The following is a 20,711-nucleotide window of genomic DNA, read 5'->3' as shown; positions in this document are numbered from 1 at the left end:
ACTTATGAATCAACAGCCACCGAAGATCCTGATCGCTGACGACGAGCCGTTGTACCGTGAGACAACGGCAGAGTTCCTGCGCGAGGAGGGGTTCGAGTGCGTGTGTGTCGAAGACGCCCACGATGCAATCGACGTTCTGCAAAACCATTCGTTCGATTTGATCCTCTCGGATCTCAACATGCCGGGCAACCTGAAGCTCGAACTTCTTCAAGAAGGACGCACCGCGTATCCCGAGACGCCGATGATCATCGTCACCGGGGTGCCTTCGACCGAGTCGGCGATCGAGAGCGTCCGTTTGGGAGTGACCGATTACCTACTCAAACCGGTCAAGCTCGATGAGTTGTTGGTTGCTGTGCAGCGTGCGTTGCCCGCCCAACCGCGACAAACCCAAAGACAAGAGGCCCGACCGCAAAACAATGGTCACGCCGAGCCTCTGCCTGCAAATATCGCCGGTGCCCCAACCACGGCGATGCCCGAGTTTGGAGACGTGATTGGCCAAAGCCCGAAGATGCTCGAAGTGATGGAGATTGTTGAGTGCGTCGCACCTAGCAACACGAGCGTCCTGATTACCGGCGAGAGTGGTACCGGCAAAGAGATCATCGCGAGGGCGATCCACAACCGCAGTCAGCGAGGGAGCAAGAAACTGCAGGTGATCGACTGCACCGCGATTCCTGATTCACTCTTTGAGTCAGCGTTGTTTGGTCATGTCAAAGGATCGTTCACGGGTGCGGTGAAAGATCAAGCGGGACAATTGAAAGCGGCCGATGGTGGAACGGCATTCTTCGATGAACTCGGGGAACTGCCGTTGGTTTCGCAGTCGAAATTGTTGCGGGTCATTCAGGAGCAGACGTTCACGCCGGTCGGTGAAGACAAGCCCGTGCGGGTCGACACGCGTTTTCTATGTGCGACCAATCGTGATCTCCAGGCCGAAGTGGATGCCGAGCGGTTCCGTCGAGATTTGTTTTACCGTTTGGCGGTGATTCATATCGAGTTGCCACCACTGAGACAGCGTGGTGATGATATTTTCTTATTGGCGGAGTACTTCTTGGATCAACTTCGTACGCCAGGATCGAGCGTGCATGGTTTTTCTGCAGAGACGCTGGATTGCTTTCGCCGGTATCGTTGGCCCGGCAACATCCGTGAACTACGCAACGTCATTGAACGATCGCTTACGCTGACCAAAGGCGATCAGGTGCAGGCGGCTGACTTGCCCGCCGCGATTTTAGACCCATCCGACGCCACCTCGGAATCAACCGGCGTCGATGACTTGGCTGAGATTTCGAGGGACGAGGCACTCGACCGAGCCGACCGGGCTTACTTGTCCGCTTTGCTCGAACGGCATGACGGCGTGATTGCGAAAGCGGCACGGCAGGCGGGATTGTCGCGGCAAGGAATGAATAAACTTCTCAAACGCCACGACATCGACGCCAACCTGTACCGCGGGTGAGGTCCTAGCGAGAGATCGCGGCAGGGTCGTTGGAGCGATTCGCTCTATGGAGACTTACTTCGATGGAGACTCTCTCTCGGTAGAAACACTCTCTCTCGGTCGAAACTCTGGGTAGTCCATCGTGATAGCATGACGGGGCGGATTCTGCTGCTGTGTTTCTCGACGCTTTTCGCGAGCGATTGATCCGGATGAGCGAATCCGGAGCAATCGGTGGACAAACGCGATACCGAGAGGCCAAACCGGTGTTCAAACCCGGCTAGTAGCGGGAGGACCGCTCTTTTCGCTGATATTTTCTTTTCAATGTGGTTGGCAAGGATAGAGAGATGATTCGACGTTTCAAATGGATTTCGTGCGCGGTGGCGTTTGCCGGCGTGGTGGCCGCAACATCGGCCGAGGTTCGGGCAGACGACTGGACCCGTTTTCGCGGGCCGAACGGATCGGCGGTCAGCGCCGAGAGCGAAGCGTTGCCGGCGGAGTGGTCACCGAAAGCCAACCTTGCCTGGAAAACGTTGCTGCCGGGAGCGGGCGTGTCGAGCCCGATCGTTGTCGGCGATCGAGTCTTTGTGACCGCTTACTCTGGTTACGGTTTGGATCGACAAGAACCGGGCGATATCAACGATTTGGTTCGACATCTCGTTTGCGTTGATTTGCCAACCGGCAAGACGCTCTGGCAGAAGGATGTCCCGGCCGCGCAGCCCGAGGACCCATACACGGGGATCGGCGTGACCGCTCACGGATACGCGTCGCACACGCCGGTCAGCGATGGTGAGAACGTGTATGCGTTTTTCGGCAAGAGTGGTTTGTATGCGTTCGATTTCGACGGGAACGAACTTTGGAACGTCAAACTCGGCAGTGAGTCGGACCCGCGGAAATGGGGCTCCTCATCGAGTCCGATTTTATACGAGAACCTGGTGATCGTGACCGCGGCGGCGGAGAGTCAGGCGATCGTTGCTGTTGACAAAGCCACCGGCAAAGAGGTTTGGCGAGCGGAGGCCAAGGGGCTCGATAACATGTGGGGCACACCCTTGTTGGCTGAAGTCGATGGTCAGCGAACCGATTTAGTCATGAGTGTCCCCAAAGAGGTTTGGGGGCTCGATCCGGAAACCGGAAAGCTGCGTTGGTACGCGGCCACCTCCGATGCCGATCAGGCTCAATCGAGTGCCGTGGTTGGTGACAACGTTGTGTACGCATTTACCGGACGAGGCGGTGGCAGCGCGTCGGTGGAAGCAGGCGGAAGCGGGGATGTGACCGACAGCAAGATCGCTTGGACCGGTCGCGATTCGGCGAGGTTTGGTTCGCCCGTGTTCGATGGCGAGCGGTTGTACCTCGTTGCCAGCGGCATATTGATCGTCATCGATCCTGAAAGTGGCGACAAGATCAGCCAAGTTCGATTGGAGGGTGCGTCGCGCGGTGGCGGCATGGGGGCACAAGACTACGGATCACCCGTGATCGCGAACGGTAAGTTGTTTTACGTCAACGGTTCGGGACAAGCGTTTGTGTATGCGTTGGGTGATGAGCCGAGTTTGGTCAGTATGAACCGTTTCACTGCGGAGAGGGAATCCTTTGGCGGAAGTCCAGCGGTTTCGCAGGGACGTTTGCTCGTTCGCAGTGACAAGCATCTGTATTGTGTGACGGATGAAAACGAAACCGTGGACCCGGAAGACAACCAAGTGGCGTTCGCATCAACTGACGATTCGGGAGGCTTCGGCGGCGGAGGAGGTCGAGGCGGCCGCGGCGGTGCGGGCGGACGTGCTGGTGCGGGAGGCCGCGGTGGTTTCGGTGGTCGAGAAGGTCAGCGTGGCGGCGGCCAGCGTGGCGGAGGCGGCGGAGGCGGCGGTGGATTCCGTGGGGGACGAGGCGGCGGAGAAGACACTCGCCCCGACCGACCGCAGCGCCCGGAACTCGCGTCTTAACGCGGCGGTCCGCGAAAGCCTCCTCTCCAATGTTTGAATATTGAGTGGCGGTTGACTTGCCCGGGGGTGTAAGGGCGAGACGACTGCGGTGAACCAACGCGGGGGAGGATGTGTCTATTAAGAGTCTTTTGATAATTGACGTGTCCGATCTCTGTCGCTGAATTCGCCCGGATTTAGGCATGTGGATTTAGGCATGTGGAGTCTGGCACGCGGATTCGGGCGACGTCGGTTACGTTTCTCTTGATGACGTTCGAATCCTTTCGTATTGCCGACATTTTCGGATAGGTTATCAGAGCTGACGCATCTTCCAACGATCGATGTTCGGGACCCGAACGCGATCAAGACGAAAGGTTGATTCGGATGACAAAGAGTGAGGCTCCGACAGGAATGGTTGCTTTTTTAGGCAGTTGCCTCGTTTCGGTTTTGACCGTGGCCGGCAGACTGAGTGATGAGGGAGTCGACATCGGCCGCCGCACGCTCCGGCATGCCCCGTCTCCATCGCTTGTCATCACGCCGAAGGCGAACAAGCTCATGGAACTTTCTGATCTCTCGGATATCGACCTGTTTCCTGAAGGGAGTGGGCTTCATTTCATCCGCTCGTCGGATCTGAATGCCATGACCAAACGTGAACCTCGTCTGGAACAGGCCGGAAATGTACGTGCCATGGTGACGGTAACGAAGGTTATCCCCAAGGCGTTCGATGTCGGTGAGAATCTGCAACCACCGTTGCCCGAACTGCCCGAGTCGCAGGATCAATACGACGAGGCGGAGCAAATCGAGGGCGTCACTCTCCGGTGGGTAAAGTAGCGACGGTGGGATCGGAGTCCGATGGGGACGCACTGCGTTGGGCGAACCAGGGATAGATCGCAGGGATCACGATGCAGGTGAGCAGCGTGCTGGTCACCAATCCGCCGATCACCACGGTCGCGAGCGGACGTTGCAGTTCCGCCCCATCGCTCGTCGATAGGGCCATCGGTAGGAACCCGAGGCTTGCGACCATCGCTGTCATCAACACGGGGCGTAAACGATCGTTGGCGGCACTTTTGGCGGACTCTCGCGGATTTCTGCCTGCTTTGCGATGGTTTTCGGCATCGGCAACCCATACCAATCCGTTCAAAACGGCAACGCCCAAGAGTGCGATAAAGCCGACGCCGGCGGCGATGCTGAACGGCATTTGACGCAACGCCAATGCGAAGATTCCACCGCTCGCGGCGATCGGGACACACGTGAAAATCAACGTTGCCAAACGCAACGATCCGAACGATGTGAACAGCAACATGAAGATGATGATGAGTACCATCGGCGTGATTATCGCGAGCCGTCGGCCGGCCGATTGCAGGTTTTCGAAATCGCCTCCCCAATGCAATTCGTACCCAACCGGTAACTTCACATCGCTCTCGACAGCCGACATGGCGTCGGCAACGAAAGACGCCACATCTCGGCCACGGACATTGGCCGAGACGAATGTTCGGCGGCGTCCGTCTTCGTGTTCGACCGTCGGCGGAGTCTGTTCGAGACGGATGGTTGCCAATTCATAGAGCGGAACCGGTTTTCCTCCTGCCAACGACACTGGCAACTGATTCAGCTTGTCCACATGGTCCCGCCACAGGGCAGGCAAACGCACGCGAATCGGGAACCGGGCTCGGCCGTCGAGAACTTCCCCGACGGGGCGCCCGCCGATCGCGGCAACAACGTCCATCACTTGTTTGGCCTCGATCCCATAGCGTGCCAATGCACTGCGATCCGGTTCGATGGTCAACGTTTCCAGTGTGGATTGAATGTCGGCTTTGACGTCAGCGGCCCCCGGCACACTTTTGAGTGTTCGTTCAATTTGTTTCGCTTTTGCTGCGAGCGTGTCGAGGTCGTCACCGTAGATCAAGATGGCCACGTCGGCTTTCACGCCTGCGACCAATTCATCGACTCGCATCTCGATCGGTTGCGTGAACCCGAATGCCACACCGGGAACGTTTTCATTCAGAACGATTTCCATCTCGCCAATCAGTTCCTCGCGTGTTTTGGGGGTTGGCCAACGGTCGGGCGGATGCAGCATCACCCAGACGTCGCTCTGGTGAACACCCATGACGTCATTGGCGATTTCGGGTCGCCCCGTTTTGGTGAACACGGTCGCGACTTCCGGTAGGGCGAGCAAATGCGACTCGATCTGTTGCGCCATTTGTTCGGCACCTTCGAGCGACGCGCTGGGCAGTCGAACTGCTTCTACGAGCAGGTCGCCTTCGTTGAGCCGAGGCATGAATTCGGCACCGAGGTTGAGGGCAACGGGAATGCTGACCGCAAAAATGCCAAACGCGACAATTGTCGTCACGAGGGGCGAAGCAATGGCAGCACCCACAGTCGGCAGGTAGATCTTCTTGAGCATCCGGATCAGCCACAGGTCTTTCTCGTGCGTTTGCTTTGGCAAGGCCAATGACGAGAGGGCCGGCATTAGTGTCATCGAAAGAAGGAAGGAACCGAACAACGCGCAGAGCACGGTTAGTGCCATCGGGCGAAACATTTTTCCTTCGGTGCCCTCGAGCAATAGCACCGGCACATAAACAATCGCAATGATGAGTTCGCCGAACATGGTCGGTCCGCGAACCTCCACGCAGGCATCGCGAATGATTTTCAGTCGAGCTTTGCCGGGGACGCTGTTGGATAAACGTCGCACACAATTTTCGACCATGATGACGGATGAATCGACAATCAAACCGAAGTCAATTGCACCGAGGCTCATCAAACTCGCCGAGATCCCCAACGCCCACATCATGTTGGTCGCAAAAAGCATCGATAGCGGAATCGCGAGGGCGACGATGATTCCGGCTCGCAAGCTGCCGAGGGTCAGCAACAAAACGATCGCGACCAACACGCCGCCTTCGAGCAGATTCTTCATCACCGTTTGGAGCGTGCGATTGATCAGCGACTCGCGGTCATAGATGATTTCCAACGTAACATCGCTGGGCAGAGTGGCACGTATTTCGTCGATCCGTTTTTTGGCCTTGCCGACAACATCTCGAGAGTTTTCTCCGATTCGCATCATTACCATTCCGGTAACCGCTTCGCCGCGCCCGTCACGACTGACGGCGCCTTGTCGTGGCATGGCCTCGATCGATACGTCCGCAATATCGGATACGAGCAAAGGCGATCCGTTTTCGCTGCGTCTGAGAACAATGTCGCCGATGTCATCGACGCCGCTCAGCAACGCTTCCCCGCGAATGAATCGTTGCTCGTCATGATGAACGACGTATCCACCACCGGCACTCGCGTTTGCGTTCTCGATGCGTTCATACAGTTCGGCAAACGTCAGCCCCTGTGCCATCAGCGAGTCTGGGTCCGGGCGAACTTCGAAGGTTTGATAAAAACCACCCATCACGTTGATTTCGGTCACACCGTCGACTTGTCTCAGTTTGGGTGCGATCTCCCAATCCAGTAGCGTCCGCAGTTCCAACGGAGAACGTAGGTCGCTCCGGACTTCGAACTGCAGGATTTCTCCGAGTGCGGTCGTCATCGGTCCGAGTTCCGGGGGGCCGTATCCGTCCGGGATGCTCGCCGCGGCGGATGAGAGTCTTTGGTTGACTTGGTGGTTGGCAAAGTAAACGTCCGTGCCTTCGTTGAAGACGATCGTGATCACGGACAATCCAAACTTCGAGACGCTGCGGATCTCTTCCACGTCGGGCAAACCGCCCATCGCCCATTCGATCGGATACGTGACGAGTCGCTCGACACCGACCGGTGGCAGTGAGCCCGCCGGCGTGATCACGGTGACCTGAGTGTTTGTCAAATCCGGTACCGCATCGATCGGCAGCATCAATGCACTGCGGGCACCGGCGGCAGCCATTGCGAGAACAGCAATGATCACGAGGAAGCGATTCTTCAGCGAGAATTCGATTAGCTTTTCCAACACCGTTCTATTCCTCACCTTCGAGGAGGAGTTGGCTCTTGAGCAGGAAGGCTCCGGACACCACGACGACCTGGCCGGGCGAAAGCCCTTGGCGAATCTCGACGCGTTGCTCGCTCGCCTCGCCGAGTTCCACGGGGACGGGGAAGTAACCGTCTCCGTCGGAAACGAAGACGCTCTCAATACCTTCCAAATCAACAACCGCCGATCGTGGCACGGTCACGATATCACGCCGCATTTGCGTTGGCACGGACACCCGCGCGAACTGTCCGGGACGAAACCGACCATTCGAATTGTCGACTTGTGCCACCAGGGGAATCGCTCCCGTTTGAGGATCCACCTGGCGTCCAACGTAGTGAACCGTTGCTGTTTGAGGTTCACCATTGACCGACGGTACCGTTACCGAGACGGTGTCTCCTTCGCGAACGTGAATCGAACCCCAGTCGCGATTTCGGATATCCGCCTCGACCCAAAGGTGCGCGGTATCGGCGATCACGAATAGTTCTTCGTCGGCGGAGACCCGTTCGGTGGCCGAAAACGTTCGTCGTTCCACGGTTCCCGATATCGGGGAGCGGACCGTCAGACGTGAGACATCAGTGTCATTGGGCGAAAGATCCAAACCGCTCGCCGAAGTTGGTGTTGATCCGATCAGCGTCGCGAGCGTTTGTCGTGCGATAAGGACTTTTCGTTCCGCACCCGCGAGATCCGCTTGCGCGTTCAACATTGCCTGTTCGGTTTCAAAGAGTGCCTGCTCGATCGTCGCTTGCAGTTCAGCCGCTGCCTGCTGCCGATCGCTCTCTCGTTCGCGAACAATTCGTCCGCTGATCGCGCCGCTATCACCGATACTGCCAACGGACCTCGCGATCTTTTCAGCCAGCATTGATTTGCTGTACGCGGTCAACAACCTTCCCCCAAACATCCCGGTGGTTTGATCACTCACCATCTGTTCGATCTTTTCGACCGGTTGGCCGTCTCGGATCATGTCGACCAGGACGCGAACTCCGTCGTGAATCTCATTCTCCCAGTTCGCCGCTTTGGATGCGATTTTTTGTTCCGAAAGAGCCGCAAGAATGCGGTTGCGTGCGTCGCCGATTGGCGGACTGCTCAGCTCCGCAATCGGATCTCCTTTGTCTACCGAGTCGCCGACTTTCACCAAAACGGATCGCAATACTCCGTCGGTCGGCATGCGGATCGCGACGTGTTTGGTGTCGTCGTACGCGAACCGTCCGGGCAAAACTCGGTGGAGTTGCATGTCGGTCCTGCGGACAGGTTCGGTCGCTAGATCTGCATGCGCCTTTTGGGTTTCGCTGAAGCGGATGCGGTTGGCCGGATTGCTGTCGGTTGACTCAAACGCGGTACCCGAGTCGTCAGGGGATACGGCGGACTCGTCGTCCAGAATTTGATACACCGTCCATCCGGATCCGCCCACGAGGATGATCGCCACGAGCGCAGCGAAGGATTTCTTCCAAGTCATTCCAAGGTTCATTCAATTGCGTTGTCAAAGGCGCAGCAGTCGCCGCGTCGGTTCGTTTCAAGACGTCAAACGAAACGATTTCTTAACAACGCATCACGCAAGAGAGCGCAGAACGGTGGCGTCGATCTGCCGTCGTGACGAGCAATTGTCTCGACTCGTCATTCAGTTTGGCGGCAATGACCGGCGTGGGATAACAGTCGACCAGAACGGATTGCACGTCATGGATTCGTGATACAACGAACGAAACATGCGATCCCTGAACTTGCCCGGGCGTGTATTCCTGCGGCAGCGAATGAGGGACACCGGACTCGTCGTGTTCCGAATGGTCGTCGCCACAGTGCGGCATCGTGAAATGCCAGTGCACTTCAGAGAGATCAATCGAACCGTGGGCGGAGTCGCTGTGTTGTCGCGAAAGATGAGCGGCGAGATGCGTAGGCGACTCGAACGAATCGTGCCGATGCGACGTCGGCACAGGTAGCGGTAACAGCAACACTCCTACAAACATAATGAGGCAGCGATCGAGAAAATCGATCCGGTGTCGCATTCGAATGGGAAGGAATTGTCTGCCGTTCATGCTTTCAGTCTAGTTTTACGGTCTGTCTCCGGCCAGATCGTTTCGCCCGAAATTCTGTCGAGCAAACGTCGCATCAGACCATGCCTCCGTTGGCTCGGATGGTTTGGCCGTTGACCCAACCTCCGTCGGGACCAGCCAGGAACGAGACGACGTTTGCGATATCCTCAGGAGTTCCGAGGCGTTCGAGAGGTGCCGTCTTGGCGAGTTGCTCGACCAATTCGTCTGATTTGCCGTTGAGGAAAAGGTCCGTCGCGGTTGGGCCGGGAGCCACCGCGTTGACGGTGATGTTTCGCCCACGCATCTCCTTCGCCATGATCGCGGTCATCGTTTCCACGGCGGCCTTGATTCCCGCGTAGACGCCGTACTTCTCAAATTTCAATCCCACGACCGTCGTTGAAAAGTTGACGATCCGCCCGCCGTCTCGTAGCCGACTGCCTGCTTCTCGCAGGGTGTTGAAAGTGCCACGAAAGTTTACCGCGACCTGGGTATCGAAAACGTCGTCGTCACATTCCGCGATCGGGGCCAACTTCATAATGCCGGCATTATTAACCAAGACATCGATACCGCCGAATTTTGTCTCGGCTTCATCAAACATTAGCTCAACAGATCCCGAATCAGAAACGTCCGCTCGAACCGCGATGGCGGTTCCGCCTTTGGATTCAATTTCGCCGACGACTTCGTTTGCTGCCTGTTCACTGCCCGCGTAATTCACGACCACGTTGAAACCGTCCGCGGCTAATCGTCGTGCCACGGCGGCACCGATTCCTCGTGAAGATCCGGTGACGATCGCAGTTCGCTGTGTATCGTTCATCTCGCTATCCATTTTGCAAATGCTTTGTCCTGCGCCATTTGTTGAAGTGCTTCGCCTGACTTGATGGCCAACCGCACGGGACGCAACAACAAAGGATATCGATCGGGCAATAGTGCAATGATCCATTCAAAGGAACGGTAGGCATCGCCGCACCTATCACATCGCCGCATCTAGCACAGGGATAAGCCCGCGAAGTTGCACATTCTGATTGTGTTCGGCCACACTCCCGGCATCGAGAACCTATCGAACTCTTATCAGCCGATCGGCGTTGGCCCCGGTTTCCACGGGAAAACCGGGGCGGACGTTCTCCGGTTAGAGCATCTTCAAACTCGACATGTCCGATCTCTGTCGCTGGTTTCGCCAAAATTCAGGCCACCGAAGTCTGGCGACATTGGCTATGTCGTTTTCATGAGCGTGTGTGCCACGTTGTGGGGCATGGCATTTGGTGGGGCATGGCATTTGGTATCACGCCAAGAAGATGTAGCGGACGGACATATAGATTCCGATGGCCAACATCAGGGCGCCGGTTGCGTTGCGAGCCCACCACTCGATTTTGCCAACGGCATTGAATGCGTTGCCGAGTCGTTTCGATCCGAACGCGATCAGCATCGCAAACGCAATCACCGGCAGTGCCGTGCCGACTCCGTAGAGCAGCGGCATCGTGATCGTGGAACCTGCACCGAGTGAGGCCATGACATTGCCGAAAAACAACGCCGCCGATGTCGGACAGAACGCGAGTGCGAAGAGAATCCCTAGTAGCAACGATCCCCAAATGCCTAGCGAATCGACTCGTTTTCGTCATGTTGTCTGACACGCCTTTGCCTGCCAGGTTGATTTCGATGAAGCCGAGCAGGAACATGCCGACGAGGATCAACAGCGGTCCGAGCAGCATGTGCATGTATTTCTGCAGAAAGACCGAGACTTGCGGTACCGACAGCATCGTATTGACGAGCACCCAAGCGAGCCCGAGGTACGCGATCACGCGTCCGAGCGTGTACAGCACACCGGCGAGCAGGACGCGGCGTGTGTCCTCGACCCGGCCTCCGATGTAGCTGATCGCGGCGATGTTAGTGGCGAGCGGGCACGGACTGATGGATGTCAGCACACCGAGCCACAATGCCGAGAATGCCGCCACGGTATATTCGCTCATCGGTTCGCCTCGTTGGGAGTAGGCGTCTCGCTGAGATAGCTCTTAACGCCCTGCTGGACGTAGTCTTCGAACATGTCAGGTCGTCCGATCAATTGCCAAACCTTCGGCATCGCCTTCCAACGCGTTACCTTGCCGTCCTTGACGTCCAGGAGGATCAACGTCGGTGATTTTATTTTGTAGTAGTTCGTCAGATGACTGTTCTTTTCATCTTCAAAGTCGATCAATCGAACTTCGACGGATTTGGTTCTCAATTCCGCCGCGTACTTCTTGGTCACCGCTTGTTGGGTCAGGGTTCCAATCCGTTTGCACGTCGGGCATCGCTGCGTGCGGTGGAAGTACACGGCAATGACTTGGTTCGGTGGCGGTTGAACTTGCTCTTGCGCGAGCGTTCCGGTTTCGTGAGTTGGTTGTTGAGCGGTGACGGTGCACACCAAGCCACATGACACCGCGATTGCTAAGAAAATTCGTTGCATGGCACTTTCTCGTTTGAATTGCTTTTTCTGTTTCGCTTCCATGATGGACCCAATGACGTGGCCTTTAGGTCTCCAGCATCTCGCGGGTCTGTTCGGCGACATATTGTTGGAACGCCTGTTCGTCACCAACAAATTCCCAAACCCGGTTCAGGTTTCGCCAATCGGCCGGTTTCCCATCGACCATCCGAATCAAGACAACCGTTGACGAAAAAATCTCATATCGTTCCGCGTCGGGTTGGTTGGCGGGGGCCTCGTAGTTGGTGGTTTTCCACTGGATGTCACCGGATGCCAATTCGTCGGCAAAGTTCTGTGTGATCGCATCGTGAGCGTACCGTTCGATGTTTTGACACGTCGGACAGCGGACGTTCCCGTGGTAGAACGCGGCGACGATCCCGTTGGTTGGGTTCGGGGCAGCGGCGACGTCCGGCGACGATGTCGAAACAGGAGGACTGTTTTGTTTGGCGACCGCGGTGACAACAGCCACCGCGACGAAAGCGAGCATTGCGATCGTGAAGAGTTTTCTCGTGGCGGTCATGGAATTTGGCCTTGGAAGATTGGTTGACTGGTTCGTGTCGAATCGTGTCGATGCAGACGCGATTGAAGATTCATTCAGGTAGAGGACATTGCTGCGTGGGATCAGGCAGCAATGTCAATGTGAGTTGACGACGAGTGTTGTCGATGTCGATTTGTTGCGAAGACGTTTGGCCAACGCGGAATCACCGAGGAGCGTTTTGCTCACGGATTGATGACGTTGAGGACCTCGTCGACCGATGCGACTTTGCCGACGATCTTCACCTCGCCATCGACCGCGAGTGCGGGAGTGCTCATGATGCCGAACTTGACAATCTCGTTGATGTCTTCAACCTTTTGCACGTCGGCTTGGACGCCCGACTGTTTGAGTGCGGTTTCGACATTTTCTTTTAGTTGGACGCACTTGCGGCAACCGGTTCCGAGTACTTGGATGGTGGTCATTGGTCTTTCCTAATTAAGGTTGGAGTAACGAAGTGTTTGAGTGGTTGGGGGCTGATAATGCGATCGTTTCGGTCGATGGTTGAGCGTTCGTCGGATAGAGCGTTCCGTACCCCATTCCGGCCAACGTCGCCATCGCAACGACGAGCAATACAAAGACGGTGGTTTTCGCGTTTCCGATAACGCTGCGGATGACCAAGATGCTCGGCAGGGAAAGGGCGGGGCCGGCGAGCAACAACGCCAACGCGGGACCGGATGCCATGCCGTTTCGCATCAAGGCTTCCAAGATCGGAACTTCGGTCAACGTCGCGAAGTAAAACAGGCTTCCGATGACGGACGCGATCAGGTTTGACGTGAAGCTGTTGTCGCCGACCAGGGCCGCGACTTGCTTCTCAGGGATGAGGGCGCCGAGGAAGCCGACGACGAACACACCACCGAAGAGCAGCGGAACGAGCAGTTTGGAAAACTCCCAGGTGTTGTCCATCCATTGGCCGAAGTCCTCCCGGTCCAACCATGCGAGACTCATCGCGGCGACGATGATTCCCATGGTTCCGGCAAGGTACCACCGATAATGATGAATGGCGGTGACCCACGACTGCACATCTTCGATGGTGGCTATTTGCGTCTTGTCCAACCGAACGATTTCGGATTGTTCGTGACCCAAGACCGCCGATTTCAGGCGAAGGTCGTAGCTCGTTTCGGTTTCGTACTGCAGCGTCGCGGCGAACTGAGTTCCGTCGACTAGCTCAACGTTCTTGTCGCCAGGATTGAACCAATCACTGAAGACCAGGAACAGCAGCATGGCAGCGAGCATGGTCGCGGATTGCCACAGAGGTCGTTTGGACGCCGGCGGGTCGGGCATCGCCAAGGTGGTTTGGTTGCGGTCTTCTTCGCTCGCTCGGAAGAAGACCGACATCAGCAGTCCGATGATCACGCCGAACACGATCGCGCCGATCACTCGAGCGACGCCGAGTTCAAATCCCAGCACACGTGCGGTGAGAAAGATCGCCAGGACATTGATCGCCGGTCCGGCGTAGAGGAAACACGCGGCCGGGCCGAGTCCGGCGCCGATGCGGTAGATGCCCGCGAACATCGGCAACACGCTGCAGGAGCAAACGGCCAACACCGTGCCGGAGATGGACGCGACGCTGTAGGCCTCGGTCTTGTTCGCCTTGGGGCCGAGATGCTTCAGCACGGATTCCTTTGTGAGGAACGTCGTGATTGCGCCGGCGATGAAGAGTGCCGGAACGACGCAGGCGAGTGTGTGGTTGCGGGCGTACCACTGCAGCAGCACGAAGGCTTCGACGATCGCTCCGGTGACTTTCGCCGCGATCGGGTTGGCGTCGGCGGGAAAGTTCGGCGTGGCGAGCGGAACGAAGTAGGCAAACAGAAAGATGGCCAAAAAGGTAGCGAAGATTTTCCATTCCCGGTTCATGACTCTCATTTTCCAGTCGTGCGTATTTGCACAAGTTTGCAAGTAATGTGTTAAAAAAAATGCTATCGCTATGACAGCACTTTCAATTGGCTCTTGATGTGTCCTTCAACGACCGATTCGATGCATCCGAAAAGTCCAGTCAAACACTTGACTTTCAAACGGTAGAACACCATTTGCCCGTGCTTTTCGCTTTCGACGATCCCGGCGTTTTTCAACTGCGTCAGGTGCCGAGAAACGGTGGACATGTCCGTCCCGATGGCGTCGGTCAAATCGCAGACGCACACTTCGTCCTCTTCCGCCAAGACGTCGATCAGTTTCAGGCGGGCCGGATGAGCGAGTGCCTTGAGCACCTTCACCCGCGTTTCGTATTTCGCTTTTTCTTCTTTGTTCATAGCCGCAACTTTCCTGTCAGCAGTTTCGTCATTTGCTTATTTGCAACTTTAGCCAAATATAGGAGTCGGTCAACCCTGCGTCAACGCAGATCCGTCCTCAAAGTCGCGCATTCTTGCCAGGCTTCTTTCGCAAATGGGGGCTGATTCGTCGGGGCACTGCGCATATTTCGCGTTCGGGGATTTTTTTGCATCTTCCAGACGAGGTCGCTGGGCAAGTCTTGGGGAGCCCTGTGTTGTTTAGCGTCGGGTTGCGAGTGATAACCCGCCACAGCACGCCTGTATCCCCTTGGGTGGTTGTTCAACTCTCGCCAATGGTGGTTCTTTTTGATTTGGGTGACACAACGCTATGGTCGTGTCTCCATCGAACAGCGGCCTTCGTTGTTGTTAATGGAAACAGGCGGCTCGGTTGATTGTGCATTATCGAACAGGGCTTTTACACGTTATCAGGCGTGCGGTGTGCTCTTGTTCGGTACACGATTTCTCTGAGTCAACTTATGCGACCGGTGCCACTGCCGTGGTGTACCCGGTCACTGCTTCCTCTATTGTCCGAAAGGGCTTTTATGTTGGCGATCTATCTGAGAGCGAGGGTTCTCGTCTCTGCCGTCCTGCTGCTTCTCGCGTTCTGCGGTTGTGGTTCGGAACAGAACACGGTGATTGAGCCAAGCCAAGGCTATGTGCCGACTGCCCAAGAGCAGCAAACCTTGGCTCGAAAGAAAGAAGCGTTGCAAGACAACGACAGAAGTCAGCAACGCTAAGAAGTCGCGGCACGCGCGTTCGAAGATCTTCTTTTATTGATCTTTGAAATTTCTATTTCGATTCTTCTCCGCAATCGAGCCTGGTGGCTTTTCTGCTATGGGGCGCACGTGGTTGTCGTGGTGACTCGGAGCGTTCGCTTCGTCGCTACGTCTGGAGGGGAGATATGTACTTAACGTTTACTTTTTCCTTGAGATGGGTGTGAGAATGTCACAACAAAAACGAACTCGGCAAGGTGGTTTTACCTTGGTCGAATTGCTTGTCGTCATCGCCATTATTGGTGTGTTGGTGGGATTGCTGTTACCGGCTGTCCAAGCCGCTCGTGAGGCGGCGAGGCGAATGAGTTGCAGCAACAACTTCAAACAAATCGGAATCGGAATCCATAATTACCACGCGGCCTTCAACCAGCTTCCCGGTCACATGGAAGGCACCGCGCTGTTGAGTAACCCGAGCGGTTGGTACAACCCACAGGACGAAGCGAATCAACGATCGCTGAGTATCTTCGTCGGGTTGTTGCCGTTTATGGAACAACAGGCTTTGTGGGAACAGATCAGCAACCCGAACATGACCGACCTTCTGGCTTCGGGCGGTTCGCGACCTGCCGGACAGCCTTGGCCGGCGATGGGACCCACGGTGACAGACGACACGAACACGTCGCCGAGTGTTTCGTCATTGAATACCGGGTATGCCCCGTGGATGACCGAGATCCCGACGCTGCGTTGCCCGAGTGACCCGGGTGTGGGGCTGCCTGCGATGGGGCGTACGAACTACGCCGCGTGTGTCGGCGATGCGATTCACTACATGGACAACGGCGAGGTCTTGTTTGATCTGACCGGTATCTGGACGTACGGACCGGAAAAGAAACAGGCCTGCGACCGCGGTGCGTTCTATCCGCGAGCGAAGCATAAGTTCCGTGACTTCCTCGATGGTTTGTCGAACACCATCGCGGCGGCTGAGATCGCAACCTACCTTGGTGACAACGCGATCACCGGGATTGGACGATCCATCGGTGGTGGTGACGCGAGTGACCATCGGGCCGATCCGACGTTCTGTCGCACGGCAGATGGACCGAACACGATCGATCCGACTCGGCCTCAGTTCTGGGGGCCCGACGCGAGCTATATCATGCCTGCCAATGAAGGACGCGGTTATCGTTGGGCCAGCGGAATGCATCCCTACAGCGTCGTTAACACGATCCTGCCGCCGAACCGAGAAATCTGCTTGCTCTACGGTGACACGGGGGCCGGTACCGTTCCTCCGAGCAGTCGACACCAAGGCGGTGTTCATGTGCTGATGGGCGACGGAGCGGTCAAATTCATTACCGATTCGATCGAAGCGGGAAGCTCAACATCCGGTACCGTGGTCGCGGTCTTTGACGGAGGCACCGGAACCCGTGCACCGGGATCACCGAGCCCGTACGGTTTGTGGGGATCGCTCGGTACCCGGGCGAGCCGGGAGGTTATCGACGAAGAGTTCTAAGGAACGGGCATCACAGTTCATCGACGTCTAGCGAATGCGTGCGATATCGGCTCCGACAGCCGGTGTTGCACGCATTTTTGTTGCGCCGGTGTCGGTGCCCCGCCACCGTATGGATCGCATGCGTGATCGTCGACACGCGTTCATCGATTGCGATCCGACGTGCCGGGGCGACGTACCGAGAAAAGGAGACTCGCTTCGGAAGATCGCCGTTGACATTCTTTCTACACTGCCGTATCGTAAATCGTAGATGAGCGATTATGAGGGCTCGAGATGACAGGCAGTGATCAACAAATGTGTTCTTCCCCCGGATTCAGCGACGAAGGAGCGGCGTTTCGTCGGGCCAAACTTGCGTGGGTCCTTACCGATCCGACTCGGGTGAGGATTTTGCGTTTGTTGATGACAATCGACTGTGCTTCGCAGGGCGAACTCGCCGAACGTCTTCAACTGACCGAGCTAATTCTAACGCGTCACCTCGACGTTCTTCGAGGTGCGAGTTTGGTGGTTCGCGACGCCGACAAGGGAACGGTTCGCTACCGCGTCGATGAGAGTCAAATCAACCGCATGAAAAATTCAGCGAATGAATTCTCTACTTTTTTGGATGTTTTTATCGCAAAGCGTCGATGAACGATAGATAGTTCGCATTGGAGAGAGAGATGAAAACAAACGAAACGTGTCCCTCCGACGAAAAAGGGATCGGCTTCTTTGAACGCTATTTGACGGTCTGGGTCGGTTTGTGCATCGTCGCCGGGATCTTGCTGGGCAAGGTCGCACCGGGTGTCGCGAAATCGCTCGACGCCCTGGCGATCTACGTCAACGGCGCACCCGTGATTTCGATTCCGATCGCGATCTGTCTGTTCTTCATGATGTACCCGATCATGGTCAAGATCGATTTCGGCGAGGTGGTGCGGGCCGGGAAGTCGGTTCGTCCGGTTCTCGTGACGTTGTTCATCAACTGGGCGATCAAGCCTTTCACGATGTACGCGATCGCGAGTTTCTTTCTGGGGACGGTGTTTCTCGGTTTCATCGGTCCCGACGCGGTTGACTACGTGAAGGCACCGCTCGGTGTGGAACTCGAAGTCGGAGCCGCCTATGGATCGGGCGAAGTGGTTCTGGTCGATGGGGTGAAGATGCTGCAGGTGCCGTTGTGGCGAAGTTATCTCGCCGGCTGCATCTTGTTGGGCATCGCTCCCTGCACGGCGATGGTTTTAGTTTGGGGATACTTGGCCAAAGGCAACGACGGTCACACGTTGGTGATGGTTGCGGTCAACTCGTTGACGATGTTGCTTCTGTACGGAGTGCTCGGTGGTGTTCTGCTCGGGGTGGGGCAATTGCCCGTTCCTTGGCAGGCGTTGTTGTTATCGATCGGAGTGTATGTCGCGTTGCCGCTGGTCGCGGGGTATCTCTCACGTCGATGGTTGATCGCGGCCAAAGGTGACGTCTGGTTCCGCGAGACGTTCCTTCGTTACCTCGCGCCGGTAACCACGACGGCTTTGTTGGCAACGTTGGTTTTGTTGTTTTCGTTCAAGGGCGAAACGATCGTCGAAAACCCGCTGACTATCCTGTGGATTGCGATACCGCTGACGATCCAAACGTTGGTGATCTTTGCGTTCGGATACGTCGTCTGCAAAGTGATGGGTTTCCGATATGACGAGGCTGCTCCCACGGCCATGATCGGTGCATCGAATCACTTCGAAGTCGCAATCGCTACCGCGACGATGCTCTACGGGTTGTCGTCGGGGGCGGCGTTGGCAACAGTGGTCGGAGTGCTGATCGAGGTGCCGTTGATGTTGGGTTTGGTCCGTTTCTGTCTTCGGACGCAGCAGTGGTTTCCTGCCGAGTCGATCGATGTTGACACGAACGTTGTGAACACTGAATTTTCTCAGGAACCGATCCGATGAGCGATGCGAAACATAAGGACTGCCACGGAGCGATGTTTCCCGAAAGCATCGGGCTGGGCAGGCAATCAGGGAAAGTGTTTTCAGTGAACATAAAACCGCCTGCAGGGATGACGCGAACACGTCCCCAGATCGAGTCCAATGCTCAGCAATGGGATGAGTGCCGAAGGTGTCCGGAGTTCAACAGTTGTTACCAGATGTCGATGGCGAAAGTCGCACTCGAAAATTGGGTTGCCTCCAACTTTTGAAAACCAAACCGACGCGTTGGTGACTCGATCAGCCGTCGGACGCCACACCCGGTGTGCTCGTGGAAGCTGCGGTGAGAGCATTCTTCAAAACGCTCTCGTATTCCGACGCGGGGAGGTCTTCGGGTAGGTGGTAGTGGATCTTGCTAAAGATCCTGCGGCATGAGGAGCTTTAACAAGATCCACTACAGGAAGATCGTGCTGACACGAAATGGTCGTTCGGATCGGTTTCGATCGACGGGGGAGCCCGCAATGACGAGACAACTTCCGTGAGTTTGTCGCAATACGTTTTGATTACCGCATTCGATAGCAAGAGAATGCGAAGCCAAACTGAAATGAGGAAAGATGATGGGATCGAGCTGCGATAGTTCCAAACCGAGTTGCTGCAAGACGGCTCCGACGTTGCCGTCCATTTCACACCAAACGCCGAGCAGTCAGACGCAAATGGCAACGATCGCCGGGGGTGAGGAGACTCTTCCTGTTGCGATTCTCGGAGCCGGCCCCGTTGGGCTCGCCGCGGCCGCGAACCTTTGCGAACGCGGAAAGAAATTTGTGGTGCTGGAATCCGGTGATCGAATCGCTGCGAGCATGTGGCAATGGCGACACGTGCGGCTGTTCACTCCATGGAAGTATTTGATTGATCCGGCCGGTGCAAGATTGCTTGCTGCGGCGGGAAATTGGAACGAGCCCCATGCGGACAAGGTCCCGTATGCCAAAGATTTCATCGAGGCCTTTCTTGATCCCGTCGCCGCGCTCCCGGGTATCGGGCCGAACATCCGGTTGAACCGCGAAGTCGTTTCGGTGTCACGTGAGGGGCACGACCGGATGAAAGACGGCCATCGCAACGAGGCTCCTTTCTTGATCACGACTCGGAGCCCAACCGGGAACGAACGCATTCGAGCAAGCGCGGTGATCGACGCTACCGGAACTTGGCGAACGCCCAACCCATTGGGAGCCGGTGGCGTTGCCGCCGACGGCGAGAGCGAAGCCCAGGAACACATTTGCTATGGGATGCCAGACATTTTGGGTCACGATCGCAAACGCTACGAAGGGAAACGAGTGTTGGTCGTCGGTTCGGGACATTCGGCGATCGGCAATGTCTTGAGCCTCGTTGAACTCGCCAAGAGTGGTGCGGACACATCGGTTGTTTGGGCGATTCGTCGAACCAATCCTCAGAAGCTATGGGGCGGCGGTGAGGCGGACCAAATCGAGGAACGTGGCGAACTCGGTCTGCGTGTTAAACGTGCCGTCGATCTCAACGAAGTCACATTGATGGGCGGACTTTCGATCGCTGCTGTTCGTCGCGAATCGGCTGGTTTGGCAATCATTGATACCGAGGGTGAGACGCGAACAATCGTTGATGAAATCATCGTCTCGACGGGAGCGAGGCCTGACTTGAGCATGCTTCGCGAATTGAGGTTGGAGTTTGATTTGGCGACCGAAGCGTCAGGGAAACTCGGGCCACTGATCGACCCAAATCACCACAGTTGCGGATCTGTACCGCCACATGGCGAGGCCGAACTGCGTCAACCGGAACGCGGTTTTTATCTGGCCGGAATGAAGAGTTACGGTCGAGCGCCAACGTTTTTGTTAATGACCGGCTACGAACAGGTTCGATCGATCGTTGCTGAGTTGTGCGGGGATCGTGCTGCGGCGGAAAACGTTGAGTTAGTCTTACCCGAAACCGGTGTCTGCTCGACGGACTTGGCGGCGCAGGAAGAAAGCAATTGCTGCGGCGGGTAAGATGCGTTGGAAACCTTTGAATACGCCACGAGTACACCGCCGGCCAGCGGATGGCTGACCCGGCGG

18 protein-coding genes are annotated in these 20,711 nt (G+C 56.5%); 8 read left to right on the top strand and 10 right to left on the bottom strand.

Annotated elements, in window-relative coordinates:
• Window positions 1-4: 4 nt before the first annotated feature.
• The 3 genes from RSSM_RS08030 to RSSM_RS08020 all read left to right on the top strand — a co-directional run bounded on the left by RSSM_RS08030 (window position 5) and on the right by RSSM_RS08020 (window position 4,167).
• Window positions 5-1,447, top strand: a complete 1,443-nt coding sequence (locus RSSM_RS08030; protein ID WP_008676473.1) for a sigma-54-dependent transcriptional regulator — start codon at window positions 5-7, stop codon at window positions 1,445-1,447.
• Window positions 1,448-1,770: 323 nt separating this feature from the next.
• Window positions 1,771-3,360: a PQQ-binding-like beta-propeller repeat protein gene (locus RSSM_RS08025; protein ID WP_008676469.1), complete on the top strand. Its 1,590-nt coding sequence runs from the start codon at window positions 1,771-1,773 to the stop codon at window positions 3,358-3,360.
• 360 nt (window positions 3,361-3,720) lie between these two features.
• Complete coding sequence (locus RSSM_RS08020; RefSeq protein WP_144059650.1) at window positions 3,721-4,167, top strand: hypothetical protein; 447 nt, start codon at window positions 3,721-3,723, stop codon at window positions 4,165-4,167.
• Here RSSM_RS08020 and RSSM_RS08015 read toward each other — a convergent pair.
• The 10 genes from RSSM_RS08015 to RSSM_RS07970 form a co-directional block, all read right to left on the bottom strand.
• The gene (locus tag RSSM_RS08015) at window positions 4,145-7,258 is read right to left on the bottom strand and encodes an efflux RND transporter permease subunit (RefSeq protein WP_008676465.1); all 3,114 of its coding nucleotides are present in this window, start codon (window positions 7,256-7,258) and stop codon (window positions 4,145-4,147) included. The two genes, RSSM_RS08020 and RSSM_RS08015, sit on opposite strands and share 23 nt — an antisense overlap.
• Before the next feature lie 4 nt (window positions 7,259-7,262).
• A complete protein-coding gene (locus tag RSSM_RS08010) occupies window positions 7,263-8,726 on the bottom strand; it encodes an efflux RND transporter periplasmic adaptor subunit (RefSeq protein WP_008676463.1) in 1,464 nt (487 codons plus the stop codon).
• An 82-nt stretch (window positions 8,727-8,808) separates the two neighbouring features.
• Window positions 8,809-9,300 carry a hypothetical protein gene (locus RSSM_RS08005; protein ID WP_144059648.1) on the bottom strand — a complete coding sequence of 164 codons (492 nt, stop codon included), beginning with the start codon at window positions 9,298-9,300 and terminating at the stop codon, window positions 8,809-8,811.
• Window positions 9,301-9,373: 73 nt separating this feature from the next.
• Window positions 9,374-10,111, bottom strand: coding sequence for an SDR family oxidoreductase (locus tag RSSM_RS08000; RefSeq protein WP_201767192.1), 738 nt, complete (start codon window positions 10,109-10,111; stop codon window positions 9,374-9,376).
• A 406-nt stretch (window positions 10,112-10,517) separates the two neighbouring features.
• The gene (locus RSSM_RS32105; RefSeq protein WP_201767191.1) at window positions 10,518-11,261 is read right to left on the bottom strand and encodes an urease accessory protein UreH domain-containing protein; all 744 of its coding nucleotides are present in this window, start codon (window positions 11,259-11,261) and stop codon (window positions 10,518-10,520) included.
• A complete protein-coding gene (locus RSSM_RS07990) occupies window positions 11,258-11,734 on the bottom strand; it encodes a nitrophenyl compound nitroreductase subunit ArsF family protein (RefSeq protein WP_144059647.1) in 477 nt (158 codons plus the stop codon). The genes RSSM_RS32105 and RSSM_RS07990 overlap by 4 nt, the downstream gene beginning before the upstream one ends.
• Window positions 11,735-11,798: 64 nt before the next feature.
• On the bottom strand, window positions 11,799-12,269 hold the full coding sequence (locus tag RSSM_RS07985) for a nitrophenyl compound nitroreductase subunit ArsF family protein (protein ID WP_008676451.1): 471 nt from the start codon (window positions 12,267-12,269) through the stop codon (window positions 11,799-11,801).
• A gap of 200 nt (window positions 12,270-12,469) precedes the next feature.
• Entirely contained in the window at window positions 12,470-12,706 is a 237-nt protein-coding gene (locus RSSM_RS07980) for a thioredoxin family protein (RefSeq protein ID WP_008676448.1), read from the bottom strand.
• Window positions 12,707-12,719: 13 nt separating this feature from the next.
• The gene (locus RSSM_RS07975; RefSeq protein ID WP_008676446.1) at window positions 12,720-14,138 is read right to left on the bottom strand and encodes a permease; all 1,419 of its coding nucleotides are present in this window, start codon (window positions 14,136-14,138) and stop codon (window positions 12,720-12,722) included.
• Between the two features lie 68 nt (window positions 14,139-14,206).
• Window positions 14,207-14,530, bottom strand: coding sequence for an ArsR/SmtB family transcription factor (locus RSSM_RS07970; RefSeq protein WP_008676444.1), 324 nt, complete (start codon window positions 14,528-14,530; stop codon window positions 14,207-14,209).
• A 560-nt stretch (window positions 14,531-15,090) separates the two neighbouring features.
• Here RSSM_RS07970 and RSSM_RS07965 point away from each other — a divergent pair.
• From RSSM_RS07965 to RSSM_RS07930, 5 genes are all read left to right on the top strand, one after another.
• Complete coding sequence (locus RSSM_RS07965) at window positions 15,091-15,285, top strand: hypothetical protein (protein WP_008676442.1); 195 nt, start codon at window positions 15,091-15,093, stop codon at window positions 15,283-15,285.
• Window positions 15,286-15,490: 205 nt separating this feature from the next.
• On the top strand, window positions 15,491-16,762 hold the full coding sequence (locus RSSM_RS07960) for a DUF1559 domain-containing protein (protein ID WP_008676440.1): 1,272 nt from the start codon (window positions 15,491-15,493) through the stop codon (window positions 16,760-16,762).
• A gap of 291 nt (window positions 16,763-17,053) precedes the next feature.
• Window positions 17,054-17,386, top strand: a complete 333-nt coding sequence (locus RSSM_RS07950; RefSeq protein ID WP_160168112.1) for an ArsR/SmtB family transcription factor — start codon at window positions 17,054-17,056, stop codon at window positions 17,384-17,386.
• A gap of 29 nt (window positions 17,387-17,415) precedes the next feature.
• Window positions 17,416-18,660, top strand: a complete 1,245-nt coding sequence (gene arsB / locus RSSM_RS07945) for an ACR3 family arsenite efflux transporter (RefSeq protein ID WP_008676433.1) — start codon at window positions 17,416-17,418, stop codon at window positions 18,658-18,660.
• Window positions 18,661-19,247: 587 nt separating this feature from the next.
• Window positions 19,248-20,645, top strand: a complete 1,398-nt coding sequence (locus RSSM_RS07930; RefSeq protein WP_144059645.1) for an NAD(P)-binding domain-containing protein — start codon at window positions 19,248-19,250, stop codon at window positions 20,643-20,645.
• Window positions 20,646-20,711: the final 66 nt, after the last annotated feature.

This window comes from Aporhodopirellula sallentina SM41, assembly GCF_000346505.1.
Taxonomy (GTDB): Bacteria; Planctomycetota; Planctomycetia; order Pirellulales; family Pirellulaceae; genus Rhodopirellula; species Rhodopirellula sallentina.
The sequence above is the reverse complement of the archived record's forward strand: the minus strand, read 5'-3'. Positions and strand labels throughout refer to the sequence as shown.